General features: G+C 72.2%; 13 protein-coding genes and 2 pseudogenes. 2 read left to right on the forward strand and 13 right to left on the reverse strand.

Annotated elements, in window-relative coordinates:
• Window positions 1-26 precede the first annotated feature (26 nt).
• The 12 genes and pseudogenes from VR44_RS05750 to hrcA form a co-directional block, all read right to left on the reverse strand.
• A pseudogene (locus VR44_RS05750) lies at window positions 27-245 on the reverse strand (cytidine deaminase); the annotation flags it as partial.
• 173 nt (window positions 246-418) lie between these two features.
• The gene (locus VR44_RS05755; RefSeq protein ID WP_045946270.1) at window positions 419-772 is read right to left on the reverse strand and encodes an MmcQ/YjbR family DNA-binding protein; all 354 of its coding nucleotides are present in this window, start codon (window positions 770-772) and stop codon (window positions 419-421) included.
• On the reverse strand, window positions 769-2,076 hold the full coding sequence (locus tag VR44_RS05760) for a hemolysin family protein (RefSeq protein ID WP_045946271.1): 1,308 nt from the start codon (window positions 2,074-2,076) through the stop codon (window positions 769-771). Before VR44_RS05760 ends, VR44_RS05755 begins: the two co-directional genes overlap by 4 nt.
• Window positions 2,073-2,570 (reverse strand): rRNA maturation RNase YbeY, encoded by a 498-nt coding sequence (gene ybeY / locus VR44_RS05765; protein WP_045946272.1) that lies wholly within the window; start codon window positions 2,568-2,570, stop codon window positions 2,073-2,075. Before ybeY ends, VR44_RS05760 begins: the two co-directional genes overlap by 4 nt.
• 13 nt (window positions 2,571-2,583) lie before the next feature.
• Window positions 2,584-3,648 (reverse strand): PhoH family protein, encoded by a 1,065-nt coding sequence (locus VR44_RS05770; protein WP_094191451.1) that lies wholly within the window; start codon window positions 3,646-3,648, stop codon window positions 2,584-2,586.
• A 130-nt stretch (window positions 3,649-3,778) separates the two neighbouring features.
• Window positions 3,779-4,886, reverse strand: a pseudogene (locus VR44_RS05775) (carbohydrate kinase family protein).
• 156 nt (window positions 4,887-5,042) lie between these two features.
• The gene (locus tag VR44_RS05780; protein ID WP_045946274.1) at window positions 5,043-5,945 is read right to left on the reverse strand and encodes a ribonuclease Z; all 903 of its coding nucleotides are present in this window, start codon (window positions 5,943-5,945) and stop codon (window positions 5,043-5,045) included.
• Window positions 5,946-5,951: 6 nt separating this feature from the next.
• The gene (locus VR44_RS05785; protein WP_045946275.1) at window positions 5,952-6,311 is read right to left on the reverse strand and encodes a histidine triad nucleotide-binding protein; all 360 of its coding nucleotides are present in this window, start codon (window positions 6,309-6,311) and stop codon (window positions 5,952-5,954) included.
• Window positions 6,312-6,630: 319 nt separating this feature from the next.
• Window positions 6,631-7,377, reverse strand: a complete 747-nt coding sequence (locus VR44_RS05790; RefSeq protein WP_045946276.1) for a 16S rRNA (uracil(1498)-N(3))-methyltransferase — start codon at window positions 7,375-7,377, stop codon at window positions 6,631-6,633.
• Window positions 7,374-8,465 (reverse strand): nitronate monooxygenase, encoded by a 1,092-nt coding sequence (locus VR44_RS05795; protein ID WP_045946283.1) that lies wholly within the window; start codon window positions 8,463-8,465, stop codon window positions 7,374-7,376. The genes VR44_RS05790 and VR44_RS05795 overlap by 4 nt, the downstream gene beginning before the upstream one ends.
• A 191-nt stretch (window positions 8,466-8,656) precedes the next feature.
• Window positions 8,657-9,796, reverse strand: coding sequence for a molecular chaperone DnaJ (gene dnaJ / locus VR44_RS05800; RefSeq protein ID WP_045946277.1), 1,140 nt, complete (start codon window positions 9,794-9,796; stop codon window positions 8,657-8,659).
• The gene (gene hrcA, locus VR44_RS05805) at window positions 9,797-10,813 is read right to left on the reverse strand and encodes a heat-inducible transcriptional repressor HrcA (RefSeq protein WP_045946278.1); all 1,017 of its coding nucleotides are present in this window, start codon (window positions 10,811-10,813) and stop codon (window positions 9,797-9,799) included. It lies immediately after the preceding gene.
• A gap of 147 nt (window positions 10,814-10,960) precedes the next feature.
• Between hrcA and VR44_RS05810 the strand changes: the two genes are divergently transcribed.
• Window positions 10,961-11,692 carry an MBL fold metallo-hydrolase gene (locus VR44_RS05810; protein WP_045946279.1) on the forward strand — a complete coding sequence of 244 codons (732 nt, stop codon included), beginning with the start codon at window positions 10,961-10,963 and terminating at the stop codon, window positions 11,690-11,692.
• A 28-nt stretch (window positions 11,693-11,720) separates the two neighbouring features.
• On the forward strand, window positions 11,721-12,530 hold the full coding sequence (locus VR44_RS05815; protein ID WP_045946280.1) for a DUF3097 domain-containing protein: 810 nt from the start codon (window positions 11,721-11,723) through the stop codon (window positions 12,528-12,530).
• On the opposite strand, the gene VR44_RS05820 is transcribed toward VR44_RS05815, so the two are convergent.
• A complete protein-coding gene (locus VR44_RS05820; protein ID WP_045946281.1) occupies window positions 12,508-13,086 on the reverse strand; it encodes a Uma2 family endonuclease in 579 nt (192 codons plus the stop codon). The genes VR44_RS05815 and VR44_RS05820 overlap by 23 nt on opposite strands.
• Between the last annotated feature and the right edge of the window lie 85 nt (window positions 13,087-13,171).

Raw genomic sequence — 13,171 nt, forward strand, 5'->3', positions numbered from 1 at the left:
CCCTCGNGCCATCAGAGATGTGTATAAGAGACAGCCGCCATGGCGACGGCCGTCTGGAGCGCGCTGAGCTTGAGGGAGTCCAGCTCCACGGTCCCGGCGACATAGGTGCGGCCGGTCTCGTCGCGGACCGCCGCCCCCTCGGGGACCCCGTTGCGGGCCCGGGCGCTGCGCGCCAGGGTGATGATCTTGCTGTCCTCGGGGTCGATCCCCGCGCCCACGCTGCTCTCGGTCATAGGCGAAAGCATAGGGAGCGCCCCGGCGGTGCCGTGCAACGACCCCGCCGGGGCCGTTCCCCCGTCACGCCTCCCCCCGGGGCGTAGGACAAACCTAAACAGCGAACCACCCGGGCCCTGCGATCCGAAGGTCCCGAACCCGTATGACCTTGGACCCTAACCTTCGGCCTGGGAACGAGTGGGGCTCAGGGCCGGTCCAGCCGGAGCCGCTCCGCCCTCGGCAGGCCGGCCACGACCAGGTCGTAGGAGTCCTCCACCAGCTCCCGCACCAGCGCGTCCGGCAGTTCGCCCACGGTCACGGTGTTCCAGTGCCGCTTGTTCATGTGCCAGCCCGGCACGATCGCGGGGTGCTGCTCCCGCAGCCGTACCGCCGCCTCCGGTTCGCACTTGAGGTTGACCTTCAGCGGCTCGCCGTCGAGCGCCGACAGGGCGAACATCTTGCCCAGCACCTTGAACACCGAGGTCTCGGGGGTGAAGGGGAACTCCTCCACCGCCGCGTTGAAGCTCAGACAGAACGCGCGCAGCTCCGCCGGGGTCATTCCCCCTCCTCCCCTTCGCCGGCCTCGGGAACCACCGGCTCCACGAGCACCGTGACGATCTTGTTCCGGCGGCCCGCCGGGGATTCGGCCGTCAGCCGCAGCGGACGCCCGTCCGGCAGGTCCACCACCGCCGAGGCCCCGGCGATCGGCACCCGTCCCAGGGCCTTCGCCAGCAGTCCGCCGACGGTCTCCACGTCCTCGTCGTCGAAGGCCAGGGCTCCGAACAGCTCGCCGAGGTCGGTGATGTCCAGGCGCGCCGTGACCCGGTAGCGGTCGTCGCCGAGTTCCTCGACGGGCGGGATCTCCCGGTCGTACTCGTCGGTGATCTCGCCGACGATCTCCTCCAGGATGTCCTCGATGGTGACGATGCCGGCCGTGCCGCCGTACTCGTCGATGACGACGGCCACGTGGTTGCGCACCGACTGCATCTCGCGCAGCAGGTCCCCGGCGTTCTTGGTGTCGGGCACGAAGACCGCCGGCCGCATCACCGTCGAGACCAGGTCGGTCTCGGCCTCCCGGTTGATGTGCGTACGGCGGACGAGGTCCTTGAGGTAGACCATGCCGACGATGTCGTCCTCGTTCTCCCCGGTGACCGGGATCCGCGAGAAGCCGGAGCGCAGGGCGAGGGTGGTCGCCTGGCGGATCGTCTTGTAGCGCTCGATGCACACCAGGTCGGTACGCGGCACCATCACCTCGCGCACGAGGGTGTCGCCGAGCTCGAAGACCGAGTGCACCATCCGGCGCTCCTCGTCCTGGATCAGCGATTCCTTCTCCGCGAGGTCCACCATCGCGCGCAGCTCGGCCTCGGAGGCGAAGGGCCCCTTGCGGAAGCCCTTGCCCGGGGTGAGGGCGTTGCCGATGAGGATCAGCAGTTGCGGGATCGGCCCCATGATCCGGGCCAGCGGGACGAGGACGTACGCGGCGGCCGTCGCGGTGTTCAGCGGGTGCTGGCGGCCGATCGTACGGGGGGACACGCCCACCGCCACGAAGGAGACCAGCACCATCACCGCGATGGCCACCAGCAGCGCCGTCCAGTTCTCCCCGAACGCGTCGAGGCAGACGTACGTGACGAGCACGCCCGCCGCCATCTCGCAGGTGACGCGCACCAGCAGGGCCACGTTGACGTAGCGGGTGGGGTCGCCGGCGACCTGGGCCAGCTTGGCGCTGCCGCGCCGGCCCTCCCGTACGGCCTGTTCGGCGCGAAAGCTGGAGACACGGGCGATCCCGGACTCGGCGCACGCCGCGAACCAGGCCACCACCGTCAGCAGGACCGCCCCGGTGATCAGCTGGTAGGCGCCGGTCACGAGACGGTCGGGGCCGGGGAGGGACCCGTCAGCCCGCGCTCACCGCGCCAGCCGTCGACGATGGCCGCCTGGAGGCCGAACATCTCGGCCTTCTCGTCCGGCTCCTCGTGGTCGTACCCGAGCAGGTGCAGCACCCCGTGGACGGTCAGGAGCTGGAGCTCCTCGTCCATGGAGTGCTGCGTGGGGGCCTCCTGGCCCTGCTTCTTCGCCACCTCGGGGCACAGGACGATGTCGCCGAGGAGCCCCTGCGGGGGCTCCTCGTCGTCCTTCGACGGCGGACGCAGCTCGTCCATCGGGAAGGACATGACGTCGGTGGGTCCGGGCAGATCCATCCACTGGATGTGCAGCTGCTCCATCGCGTCCTCGTCGACGACGATGACGGAGAGCTCGGAGAGCGGGTGGATCCGCATCCGGGTGAGCGCGTAGCGGGCAATGTCGAGGATCGCCTGCTCGTCGACTTCGGTTCCGGACTCGTTGTTGACGTCGATCGACATGGTGCGCTGGGTTCTACTTCCGCTGGTTGCCGTTCCGGGCCGGACCGGTCTCCCGGGCCGCCTGGCTGTCGTCGTACTTCTCGTACGCGTCGACGATACGGCCGATCAGCTTGTGCCGGACGACATCCTCGGAGGTGAGCCGCGAGAAGTGGATGTCGGGCACCCCTTCGAGGATCTCCTGGACCTGGCGCAGACCGCTCCTGGTGCCGTTCGGCAGGTCGACCTGGGTGATGTCACCGGTGATGACGATCTTCGTGTCGAAGCCGAGGCGGGTCAGGAACATCTTCATCTGTTCCGGGCTGGTGTTCTGCGCCTCGTCGAGGACGACGAAGGCGTCGTTCAGGGTACGGCCGCGCATGTACGCCAGCGGCGCCACCTCGATGGTCCCGGCGGCCATCAGACGGGGGATGGAGTCCGGGTCCATCATGTCGTGCAGGGCGTCGTAGAGCGGGCGCAGGTAGGGGTCGATCTTGTCGAAGAGCGTGCCCGGCAGGAAGCCGAGCCGCTCCCCCGCCTCGACGGCGGGCCGGGTCAGGATGATGCGGCTGACCTGCTTGGACTGCAGGGCCTGCACCGCCTTGGCCATGGCCAGGTAGGTCTTGCCGGTACCGGCGGGGCCGATGCCGAAGACGATCGTGTTCTTGTCGATCGCGTCGACGTACCGCTTCTGGTTGAGGGTCTTGGGGCGGATGGTGCGGCCGCGGCTGGAGAGGATGTTCTGGGTGAGCACCTCGGCCGGCGTCTCCAGCAGCGGGCGCCCCTCCGCGTCGCGGCCGTTCGCCTTGAGCATGGCGATCGAGCGTTCCACTGCGTCCTCCGTCATCGGCTGCCCGGTGCGGAGCACCAGCATCATCTCGTCGAACAGGCGCTGGATGAGGGCGACTTCCGCCGCTTCCCCGACCGCGCTGACCTGGTTGCCCCGAACGTGGATGTCGGCCCTCGGGAAGGCCTTCTCGATCACGCGCAGCAGCGCGTCGCCCGAGCCGAGGACGGTCACCATGGGGTGCGTCGCCGGGACGGTGAAATGGGCTCGCGCCTGAGCCGGTACGGGGCTGTGGGCTGTCGGTGTCTGAGTCATGGGCCGGCACTGTGGCCTGCGCATACCTCCCGCTGAGGGGCCGCACCGGTCGACGGCCTCCGGAGTACCAAGGGTACGTCCACCCCGGACCGTTCCCGAGGGGTTTTCCGGCCCGGCCCCGGCCCCCCGCCTAGACGGGGCTGCGGAAGCCGATGGTGGGGACGGCCCGGCGGCGGTAGCAGGGGACGGCGCCGGGCGGGACGAGGGCGTCGAGGAAGGCGTAGCGGCCCCGCAGCTCCTCGGGGGCGGTGCGCCACCAGTGCGCCACCTCGGACCAGCCCGGGGCGGAGAGGGAGCCGCCGAACTCCTGCACCGAGAGGGCGGCGGTCAGGCCGGCGAAGGCCAGCCGGTCGGCCAGCGGCCACCCCGCGAGGCTGCCGGTGACGAACCCGGCCACGTAGACGTCCCCGGCGCCGGTCGGGTCCAGGGCCTCGACGGCGATGGCGGGGACCTCCGCCGTCTCCCCGGTCCGGGAGTCCACGGCGTAGGAGCCCTCCGATCCCATCGTCACCACCGCGACCGGCACCTTCTCGGCCAGGGCCCGGGCCGCGGCGCGGGGACAGTCGGTGCGGGTGTACCGCATGGCCTCGCCCGCGTTGGGCAGGAAGGCCTCGCAGTGCTCCAGGTCGACCAGGGCGCCGAGGTCCCAGCGGCCGGTGTCGTCCCAGCCGACGTCGGCGAAGATCCGCGAGCCGCGGTGGGTCGCCGATCCAGTCCTCGCGGCGGCCGGCGGCCAGCGAGGCGACGGCGGCACGGGTCCGCGGCGGACACCAGGGGAACGGGCCGGGGCCGGCCGGGGGCGGGGCCTCGTGGCCGTGGGAGACCATCGTGCGCTCACCCTCGTAGGCCATGGAGACGGTGACGGGGCTGTGCCAGCCGGGGATGGTGCGGGACATGGACAGGTCGATGCCCTCGCCCTGCTCCAGGGCGTCCCAGCAGTACTCGCCGTAGTGGTCGTCGCCGAAGGCGGCGGCGAGGGAGGTGCGCAGGCCCAGGCGGGCCAGGGCGGTGGCCATGTTGGCGACGCCGCCGGGGCTGGAACCCATGCCGCGCGCCCAGGACTCCGTGCCGCGGACCGGGGCGGAGTCGAGGCCGGTGAAGATGATGTCGAGGAACACCGTGCCGGTCAGGAAGACGTCGCAGCCCGGCTCCCGGGGGTCGCGCAACGGCCCCAGCGGGTCGAGTGTGTCGAGTGCTCCTGCTGCGGGGCGGCTGGTGCGGCTGTCCCGACTGGTCACGGTGTAACCCCCGTTGATGTGTCGTTTCTGCGTGCGGGCGAAGGGCTGCCAGATCTGCCCGGGCGCCCCTGGACCAAACCCAGTGTGACGCACCTCACCTGAGCCCGGCTCTCCTGCCGCCCTCGCCCCGCTGGTCCCGCACGCCGCCGGACGCCGCTAGCGCTTCGGCAGGGGGATCCGGCCCAGGTCGGCCGCGACCGTCAGCTCCCCCTCGAACCCGGCCCCGCGGGCCTCACGTTCGAACTCGGCGGGATCGGAGTACCGCTGCGAGAAGTGCGTCAGCACCAGGTGCCGGACCCCGGCGTCCCGCGCCACCCACGCCGCCTGCCCGGCGGTGAGGTGGCCGTGGTCCTCGGCCAGCGCCCTGTCCGCGTCCAGGAACGTGGACTCGATGACCAGCATGTCGCACCCCTCCGCCAGCTCGGAGACCCCCGGACACAGCCGGGTGTCCATGACGAAGGCGAACCGCTGCCCGGCCCGGTGCTCGCTGACGTCCTCCAGGGCGACCTCCCCCAGCCGCCCCTCGCGCTGGATCCGCCCGACGTCCGGACCCTTGATCCCGTACCGCGCGAGCAGCTCCGGCCGCATCCGGCGCCCGTCCGGCTCGGTCAGCCGGTAGCCGAAGGACTCCACGGGGTGCGAGAGGCGCCGCGCCTCCAGGACGTACGAGGGGCCCCGCGCGAGCACCCCGTCCCGCGCCACCGGCTCCTCCCGCAGCCGCACCGTCTCCCGGTAGGCGGTCGCGTAGCGCAGCCGGTCGAAGAACTTCTGCCCCGAGGCCGGGTAGTGCGCGGCCACGGGGTGCGGGACCTGGTCGAGGTTGATCCGCTGGATCACCCCGGCCAGACCGAGGCTGTGGTCACCGTGGAAGTGGGTGACACAGATCCGGTTGATGTCGTGGGCGGCGACCCCGGCCCGCAGCATCTGCCGCTGCGTGCCCTCGCCCGGGTCGAAGAGGATGCCCTCGCCGTCCCAGCGCAGCAGGTAGCCGTTGTGGTTGCGGTGCCGGGTGGGTACCTGGCTGGCGGTGCCGAGGACCACGAACTCGCGTACGGACACGAACGGCTACCCGGGGGGCCACTGGAGGCCGCGGCCGCCCAGGACGTGCAGGTGGGCGTGGAAGACGGTCTGACCGGCGCCGGCACCGGTGTTGAACACGACCCGGTAGCCGTGGTCGGCGATCTTCTCCTCGGCGGCGATCTCCCCGGCCTCACGCAGTATGTCGGCGATCACGGCCGGCTCGGCGGCGGCGAGGGAGGCCGCGTCGGGGTAGTGCACCTTCGGGATGACGAGCACGTGCGTCGGCGCCTGCGGGTTGATGTCCCGGAAGGCGATGGTGGTTTCGGTCTCCCGGACCACGGTCGCGGGGATCTTCCCCTCGACGATCTTGCAGAACAGGCAGTCCGCCTGCGGTTCCCCGGCCATGGCCGCGCCTCCCGTGAAGTGGATCGGTCGCCGCATGCTACCGGCCCGGCCGCCGGCACCGCCGCCGTTGCCTTGCGAGGGTCCAACCGGCCCCGACCCCGCCGCCGCCGTCCGTCGAGCCGCCGCGCGGGGCTGGTCCCCTGCCCGCCCTTCACCCGTTCTTCCCCCCAGCTACCACTGGGGGGAGTTCGAGGCGCGGGCGCGGTAGCGCCGTGTTCGGAGCCGCGCCCGGCGATCGAGGGCGGGAACGGAGGAAGGGCAGGGCGGGGAGACGGGTCCGCGCAGCGGCGGGCCGACCACCGGCCGGCCGGGTCAGGGGTTACGACCAGCGGCCCAGGCGGGCCAGCAGGACCGCCGTGGCCGCCGTCCCCGCCGTGGACGTGCGGAGCACGCTGCGCCCCAGCCGGTACGGGCGGGCGCCCGCCTCCGCGAAGGCGGCCAGTTCCTCCGGGGAGACCCCGCCCTCGGGGCCGACCACCAGGACCACCGAACCCGACTCGGGCAGCGCGGCCGTCGCCAGCGGCTCCGAGGCCGCCTCACGGTCCTCGTGGAGCACCATCGCCAGATCGGCGCCGGCCAGCAGCGCGGCCACCTGCTTGGTGGAGAGCGCCTCGCCGACCTCCGGGAAGCGGACCCGGCGCGACTGCTTGCCCGACTCGCGGGCGGTGGCCCGCCACTTGGCCAGGGACTTGGCCCCGCGCTCGCCCCGCCACTGGGTGATGCACCGCGAGGCCTGCCACGGCACGATGGCGTCGACGCCGGTCTCCGTCATCGTCTCCACCGCGACCTCGCCCCGGTCGCCCTTCGGCAGCGCCTGCACCACCGTGATCCGCACGGCCGGCTCCGGCTCCTCCTGGATCCCGTGCAGGTCCATGACCACCAGGCGGTCCTTGCCCTCGGCCGCCTTGACCACGCCCTCCGCCCAGCGGCCCCGCCCGTCGGTGAGGACCACGTCCTCGCCCGGGGCCAGCCGCTTCACGGACACGGCGTGCCGCCCCTCGGGGCCCTCCAGCACGAACTCCGGCCCCGCGGGGACCTCTTCGACCACGAACACGGGGGCTGTCATGACGCTCTCCTCATCTGCAACACCTTCAACGCACTCTGTGCCTCGGCCAGTTCGGCCGCCAGCACCTCCACCAGCTCCCCCGCCGGCAGCGCCCGGGCCAGCCGGTGCCCCTGCCCCGCCCACAGCGCCATGCCCTGCGGGTCCCCGGCCGCGGCGGCCGCCTTGCGCAGCCCCGAGGTCATGTGGTGGATCTGGGGGTAGCCGGCCGGGGCGTAGGGGCCGTGCTCGCGCACGAAGCGGTTCACCAGGCCCCGCGCGGGACGGCCGGAGAAGGCCCGGGTGAGCTCGGTGTGCGGGAACATCGGGTCGGTCAGGGCCTTCTTGTGCAGGGGGTGGGCGCCCGACTCCCGGCAGGCCAGGAAGGCCGTGCCGAGCTGCGCCGCGTCCGCGCCCGCCACGAGCAGCGCCGCGATCTGCGCGCCGCGCATCACCCCGCCGGCCGCGATGATCGGCAGGGCCACGGCCTCCCGTACCTGGGTGACCAGGGCGAGCAGGCCGACGGCGGCCGTGCCGTCGGTCTGCGGGTCGTCGCGGTGGGTGCCCTGGTGGCCGCCGGCCTCGACGCCCTGGACGCAGACGGCGTCGGCGCCGGCCGCCTGGGCGGTACGGGCCTCCTCGGCCGAGGTCACGGTGACGATCGTGTACGTGCCGACCGCCCGCAGCCGCGCGAGGGCGGCGGGGTCGGGACAGCCGAAGGTGAAGGAGACGACCCGTACCGGGTCCTCCAGCAGGATGGCGAGCTTGGCGTCGTAGCCGTCGTCGTTGGTGCCGATGATGTCCTCCTCGGCGAGGGAGACCTCGTACCAGCTCGCCTCGCCGGCCAGCTGCCCGCGGTAGGCCTCGACGGCGGCCGGGTCGACGTGGCCGGTCTGCGGCAGGAAGAGGTTCACACCGAAGGGGCGCCGGGTGAGCCCGCGCGTCTGCTTGATCTCCTGGTACATGCCGTCGGCGGTCTTGTAGCCGCCGGCCAGGAAACCGAGACCGCCCGCTTCGCACACGGCGGCGACGAGGGGCGGGCCGGAGACCCCGCCCGCCATGGGAGCCTGCACGATCGGGTAGGGGTGGAGACCGTTCGGTGCGGAGGACATGGACTGCATCGTGCCATGTCCGGGTCACGGCGCCGAATCATGGCATTCGCCTGGCATAGTCCGCTTTCCCGACCGCTTTCCCGCCCGCCTTCCCGCCGCTCTCCCGGCCGCCCTCCCCGAGTGCCGCAACGGCGAGGAGCCCGGTACGGGGTTCCCCGTACCGGGCTCCTGAGCGCACTGCCGCCGAGTGATCAGCGGCCGTTGAACGCGTCCTTCAGGCGGCTGAACAGGCCCTGCTGCCCCGGCGCGAACTGGCCCATGGGCCGCTCCTCGCCGCGCAGCTTGGCGAGCTGGCGCAGCAGCTCCTCCTGCTGGGCGTCCAGCTTGCCGGGGGTGGTCACCTCGACGTGGACGATCAGGTCGCCGCGGCCGCCGCCGCGCAGGTGCGTGACGCCGCGCCCGTGCAGCGGGATCGCCTGCCCGGACTGGGTGCCGGGGCGGACGTCGATCTCCTCCATGCCGTCCAGCGTCTCCAGCGGGCACTTGGTGCCCAGGGCCGCCGCCGTCATGGGGATGGTGACCGTGCAGTGCAGGTCGTCCCCGCGCCGCTGGAAGGTCGGGTGCGGCAGCTCGTGGATCTCCACGTAGAGGTCGCCGGCGGGGCCGCCGCCGGGGCCGACCTCGCCCTCGCCCGCGAGCTGGATCCGGGTGCCGTTCTCGACGCCGGCCGGGATCTTGACCGTGAGGCTGCGGCGGGAGCGGACCCGGCCGTCGCCCGCGCACTCGGGGCACGGGGTCGGGACCACGGTGCCGAAGCCCTGGCACTGCGGGCAGGGGCGCGAGGTCATGACCTGGCCCAGGAAGGACCGGGTGACCTGCGAGACCTCACCGCGGCCGCGGCACATGTCACAGGTCTGCGCGGAGGTGCCGGGGGCGGCGCCCTCGCCGGAGCAGGTGCCGCAGACCACGGCGGTGTCGACCTGGATGTCCTTGGTCGTGCCGAAGGCGGCCTCGTCCAGCTCCAGGTCCAGGCGGATCATGGCGTCCTGGCCGCGGCGGGTCCGCGAGCGCGGGCCGCGCTGCGAGGCCTGGCCGAAGAAGGCGTCCATGATGTCGGAGAAGTTGCCGAAGCCGCCGGCTCCGAAGCCGCCCGCGCCACCGCCGCCGCCCGAGGAGGACAGCGGGTCGCCGCCGAGGTCGTAGACCTGCTTCTTCTGCGGGTCGGAGAGGACCTCGTAGGCCGCGTTGATCTCCTTGAAGCGCTCCTGCGTCTTCGGGTCCGGGTTCACGTCCGGGTGGAGTTCACGCGCGAGGCGGCGGAAGGCCTTCTTGATCTCGTCCTGCGATGCGTCGCGGCGCACGCCGAGTACGGCGTAGTAGTCCGTGGCCACTTACGACTCCGCCAGGATCTGTCCGACGTAACGTGCCACTGCGCGTACCGCTCCCATCGTTCCGGGGTAGTCCATGCGGGTCGGTCCGACCACGCCGAGTTTGGCGACTGCTTCGCCGCCCGAACCGTAGCCGACGGACACGACCGACGTGGAGTTGAGTCCCTCGTAGGCGTTCTCGTGCCCGATCCGTACGGCCATCCCCGACTCCCCGGCCTCGCCCAGCAGCTTCAGGAGCACCACGTGCTCCTCGAGCGCTTCGAGCACCGGCCTGATCGTCAAGGGAAAATCATGTCCGAAGCGAGTGAGGTTGGCGGTGCCGCCGATCATCAGCCGCTCCTCCGCCTCCTCGGCCAGGGTTTCGAGAAGGGTCGCGAGCACCGCCTTGACGGTGGCCCGGTCGTCGATCTCGAAGGACTCCGGCAGGTCCTGCACCAGGTTCGGGACGTCGGTGAAACGCCGGCCGACGACCCGGCTGTTGAGCCGGGCCCGCAGGTCGGCGAGGGAGTTCTCGCCGAACGGGGTCTGGGTGTCGACCATGCGCTGTTCGACCCGCCCGGTGTCGGTGATCAGTACGAGCATCAGCCGGGCCGGGGCCAGCGACAGCAGCTCGACGTGCCGGACGGTGGAGCGGGTCAGCGACGGGTACTGGACGACGGCGACCTGGCGGGTGAGCTGCGCGAGCAGCCGTACCGTGCGGCCGACGACGTCGTCGAGGTCCACGGCCCCGTCGAGGAAGTTCTGGATGGCCCGGCGCTCGGGCGTCGACAGCGGCTTGACCCCGGCCAGCTTGTCGACGAAGAGGCGGTAGCCCTTGTCGGTGGGGATCCGGCCCGCGCTGGTGTGGGGCTGGGCGATGTAGCCCTCCTCCTCCAGCACCGCCATGTCGTTGCGCACGGTGGCCGGTGAGACGCCCAGCTTGTGCCGCTCGGTGAGGGCCTTGGAGCCGACGGGCTCCTCCGTCCCGACGTAGTCCTGGACGATGGCGCGCAGCACCTCGAGTCTGCGTTCACTGAGCATCGCGCACACCTCCGGATGCGGGTCGGTCGTCGGTTGGTCCGGGCCGGGCTGGCACTCTGACTGTTCGAGTGCCAGGGATCCCCCGGTCAGTGTACGGCCGGGTAGTACGCCGGGGGCAAGGGCGGCCCGCCAGGGTAGCGTCGCCGCATGGACATGCGTTGGGAAGAGGCGGGCTGGGAACGGGTGGCCGAGCGGGTGGGCCGGCGACGGCTCCCGGTGTGGGACTGCACGGTGGGGCTGGTGGTGGGGGACGACTCGATGCTCCTGATCGACCCCGGATCGAGCATCCGGGAGGGGGCCGGGATCCGCGCCGAGGCGGAGCGGCTGACCGGCCGGCACGTGACCCATATCGCATTCACCCACGGACATTTCGACCATGTGCTGGGCGGGCCCGCCTTCGCCGGTGCCCGGTTCTACGGCGCGGTGGGGCTGGACCGGCTGCTGGGCACGCCCGGGGGCCGGGAGGAGCTCCGGTACAGCGCGGTGGCCCAGGGCCTGGCGGAGGAGGAGGCCGCCGAGGCCTGCGACCTGCTCAAGGCGCCGGGGCACCTGGTGTCGGGCGAGTGGACGCTGGAGCTGGGCGGGGTGCAGGTGCTGCTGGCGAACCTGGGGCCCGCGCACTCCGAGCACGACCTGGCGGTCTTCGTACCGGGCGAGCGGGAGACGGTGTTCTGCGGGGATCTGGTCGAGGAGTCGGGCGAGCCGCAGGCGGGCTCGGACGCGGTGCCGGGGCAGTGGCCGGCGGCCCTGGACCGGCTGCTGTCGCTGGGCGGGGAGGACGCGCTGTACGTGCCGGGTCACGGAGCGGTGGTGGACGCGGGCTTCGTGCGTGCGCAACGCGACACACTGGCGGACCGGTTCGGCGTGTCGCGGGCGTGAGCGCGGCCGCGCTCCTAGTGTCGGCCGGATGCGTGAGTACTCGCCCGACCTGACCCCGCAGTGGAAGCGCCCCAAGGCCGTGCCGGAGGTGCCGGCCGACCCCGATCTGGTGGTGGAGGTGGCGGGCACGGACTTCTGCGGCGCGGTGGTGGCGTGCGAGGCGGGCACGGTGACCCTGGAGGACCGGTTCGGCAAGCGCCGGGTGTTCCCGCTGGAGCCGCGCGGCTTCCTGCTGGACGGCGCGGTGGTGACGCTGACGCGCCCGTCACGGGCTCCCGCCGCGCCGGCCCGTACGGCCTCGGGCTCGATCGCCGTCCCGGGGGCGCGGGCGCGGGTGGCGCGGGCGGGGCGGATCTACGTGGAGGGGCGGCACGACGCCGAGCTGGTCGAGCGGGTGTGGGGCGACGACCTGCGGATCGAGGGCGTGGTGGTGGAGTACCTGGAGGGGGTCGACGACCTCGCGGCGGTGGTGGCGGAGTTCGCCCCGGGGCCCGACGCCCGGCTGGGCGTCCTGGTCGACCACCTGGTCCCCGGCTCGAAGGAGTCCCGGATCGCGGCGTCGGTGAGCGGGCCGGACGTGCTGGTGGTGGGTCACCCGTACGTGGACGTCTGGCAGGCGGTGAAGCCGTCGGCGCTGGGCATCGGGGCGTGGCCGGAGGTCCCGCGCGGCCAGGACTGGAAGACGGGCGTCTGCCGGGCCCTGGGCTGGCCGGAGAACACGGGGGCCGCCTGGCAGCACATCCTGTCCCGGGTGACGTCCTACCGGGACCTGGAGCCGACGCTGCTGGGGCGGGTGGAGGAGCTGATCGACTTCGTCACGGGTAGTGGTGAGGCCTGACGCCCTGGAACGTGCCGAAGTCACTCGTGTCCAGCTCGATACCGAGCGGTTCCAGCGACACCGACTCGCCGAACTTCCACAGCCGTTGCGACCGGTAGTCGGCATCGTCTCCCTTGCCGACCGGGCTGGTCAGCAGGACACACTGCCCGACGACGGGGTCGATGATCAGGTAGGCGGGTACCCGGCCGGCGGCGTAGATCGAGCGCTTGGTCACGTAGTCCCTGTCGACGCTGGTCTTGGAGACGACCTCCACCACCAGCGTGATCAGTTGCGACGGCAGGAGACGTCCCGACCCCGGGTTCGCCTGACGATCCAGGACCACCAGGTCGGGAACGGGCTCGCTCGCCTCGTCGACGATGTCGACGTCCTGGGTCTGGAGCCGTACCCACCGCTTGCGCGGGATCTGGTCCTGCACGTCCTCCACGATCAGGTTGTGCACCAGATCGGGACCGGCCATCATCACGATTTCCCCCCGGAGGAGCTCGGCCTTAACGCCCTCGGGGGGCTCGAACCCCGCGAAGAATTTGGCCATCCCGTACTCGTCCACAGCGGTCATCTCCGTGGTCCTCCACATCCGCCGCGTACTGTCGACGGCAGCCTAGGAACAGCCTAGGTCGTCTCTTTCGGATCTTGCCGGTCAA

Origin of the sequence: Streptomyces katrae (genome assembly GCF_000966975.1) — a bacterium.
GTDB classification, from domain to species: Bacteria; Actinomycetota; Actinomycetes; order Streptomycetales; family Streptomycetaceae; genus Streptomyces; species Streptomyces katrae.

What these genes read in the sequence shown, in the direction of transcription:
- VR44_RS05785 (WP_045946275.1), bottom strand. Translation starts at nt 6,311, where the DNA reads ATGGCCGGGGAACCGCAGGCGGACTGCCTGTTCTGCAAGATCGTCGAG.
- VR44_RS05795 (WP_045946283.1), bottom strand. Translation starts at nt 8,465, where the DNA reads ATGTCCTCCGCACCGAACGGTCTCCACCCCTACCCGATCGTGCAGGCT.
- VR44_RS05820 (WP_045946281.1), bottom strand. Translation starts at nt 13,086, where the DNA reads ATGACCGCTGTGGACGAGTACGGGATGGCCAAATTCTTCGCGGGGTTC.
- VR44_RS05810 (WP_045946279.1), top strand. Translation starts at nt 10,961, where the DNA reads ATGGACATGCGTTGGGAAGAGGCGGGCTGGGAACGGGTGGCCGAGCGG.
- VR44_RS05790 (WP_045946276.1), bottom strand. Translation starts at nt 7,377, where the DNA reads ATGACAGCCCCCGTGTTCGTGGTCGAAGAGGTCCCCGCGGGGCCGGAG.
- VR44_RS05755 (WP_045946270.1), bottom strand. Translation starts at nt 772, where the DNA reads ATGACCCCGGCGGAGCTGCGCGCGTTCTGTCTGAGCTTCAACGCGGCG.
- ybeY (WP_045946272.1), bottom strand. Translation starts at nt 2,570, where the DNA reads ATGTCGATCGACGTCAACAACGAGTCCGGAACCGAAGTCGACGAGCAG.
- hrcA (WP_045946278.1), bottom strand. Translation starts at nt 10,813, where the DNA reads ATGCTCAGTGAACGCAGACTCGAGGTGCTGCGCGCCATCGTCCAGGAC.
- VR44_RS05770 (WP_094191451.1), bottom strand. Translation starts at nt 3,648, where the DNA reads ATGACTCAGACACCGACAGCCCACAGCCCCGTACCGGCTCAGGCGCGA.
- VR44_RS05815 (WP_045946280.1), top strand. Translation starts at nt 11,721, where the DNA reads ATGCGTGAGTACTCGCCCGACCTGACCCCGCAGTGGAAGCGCCCCAAG.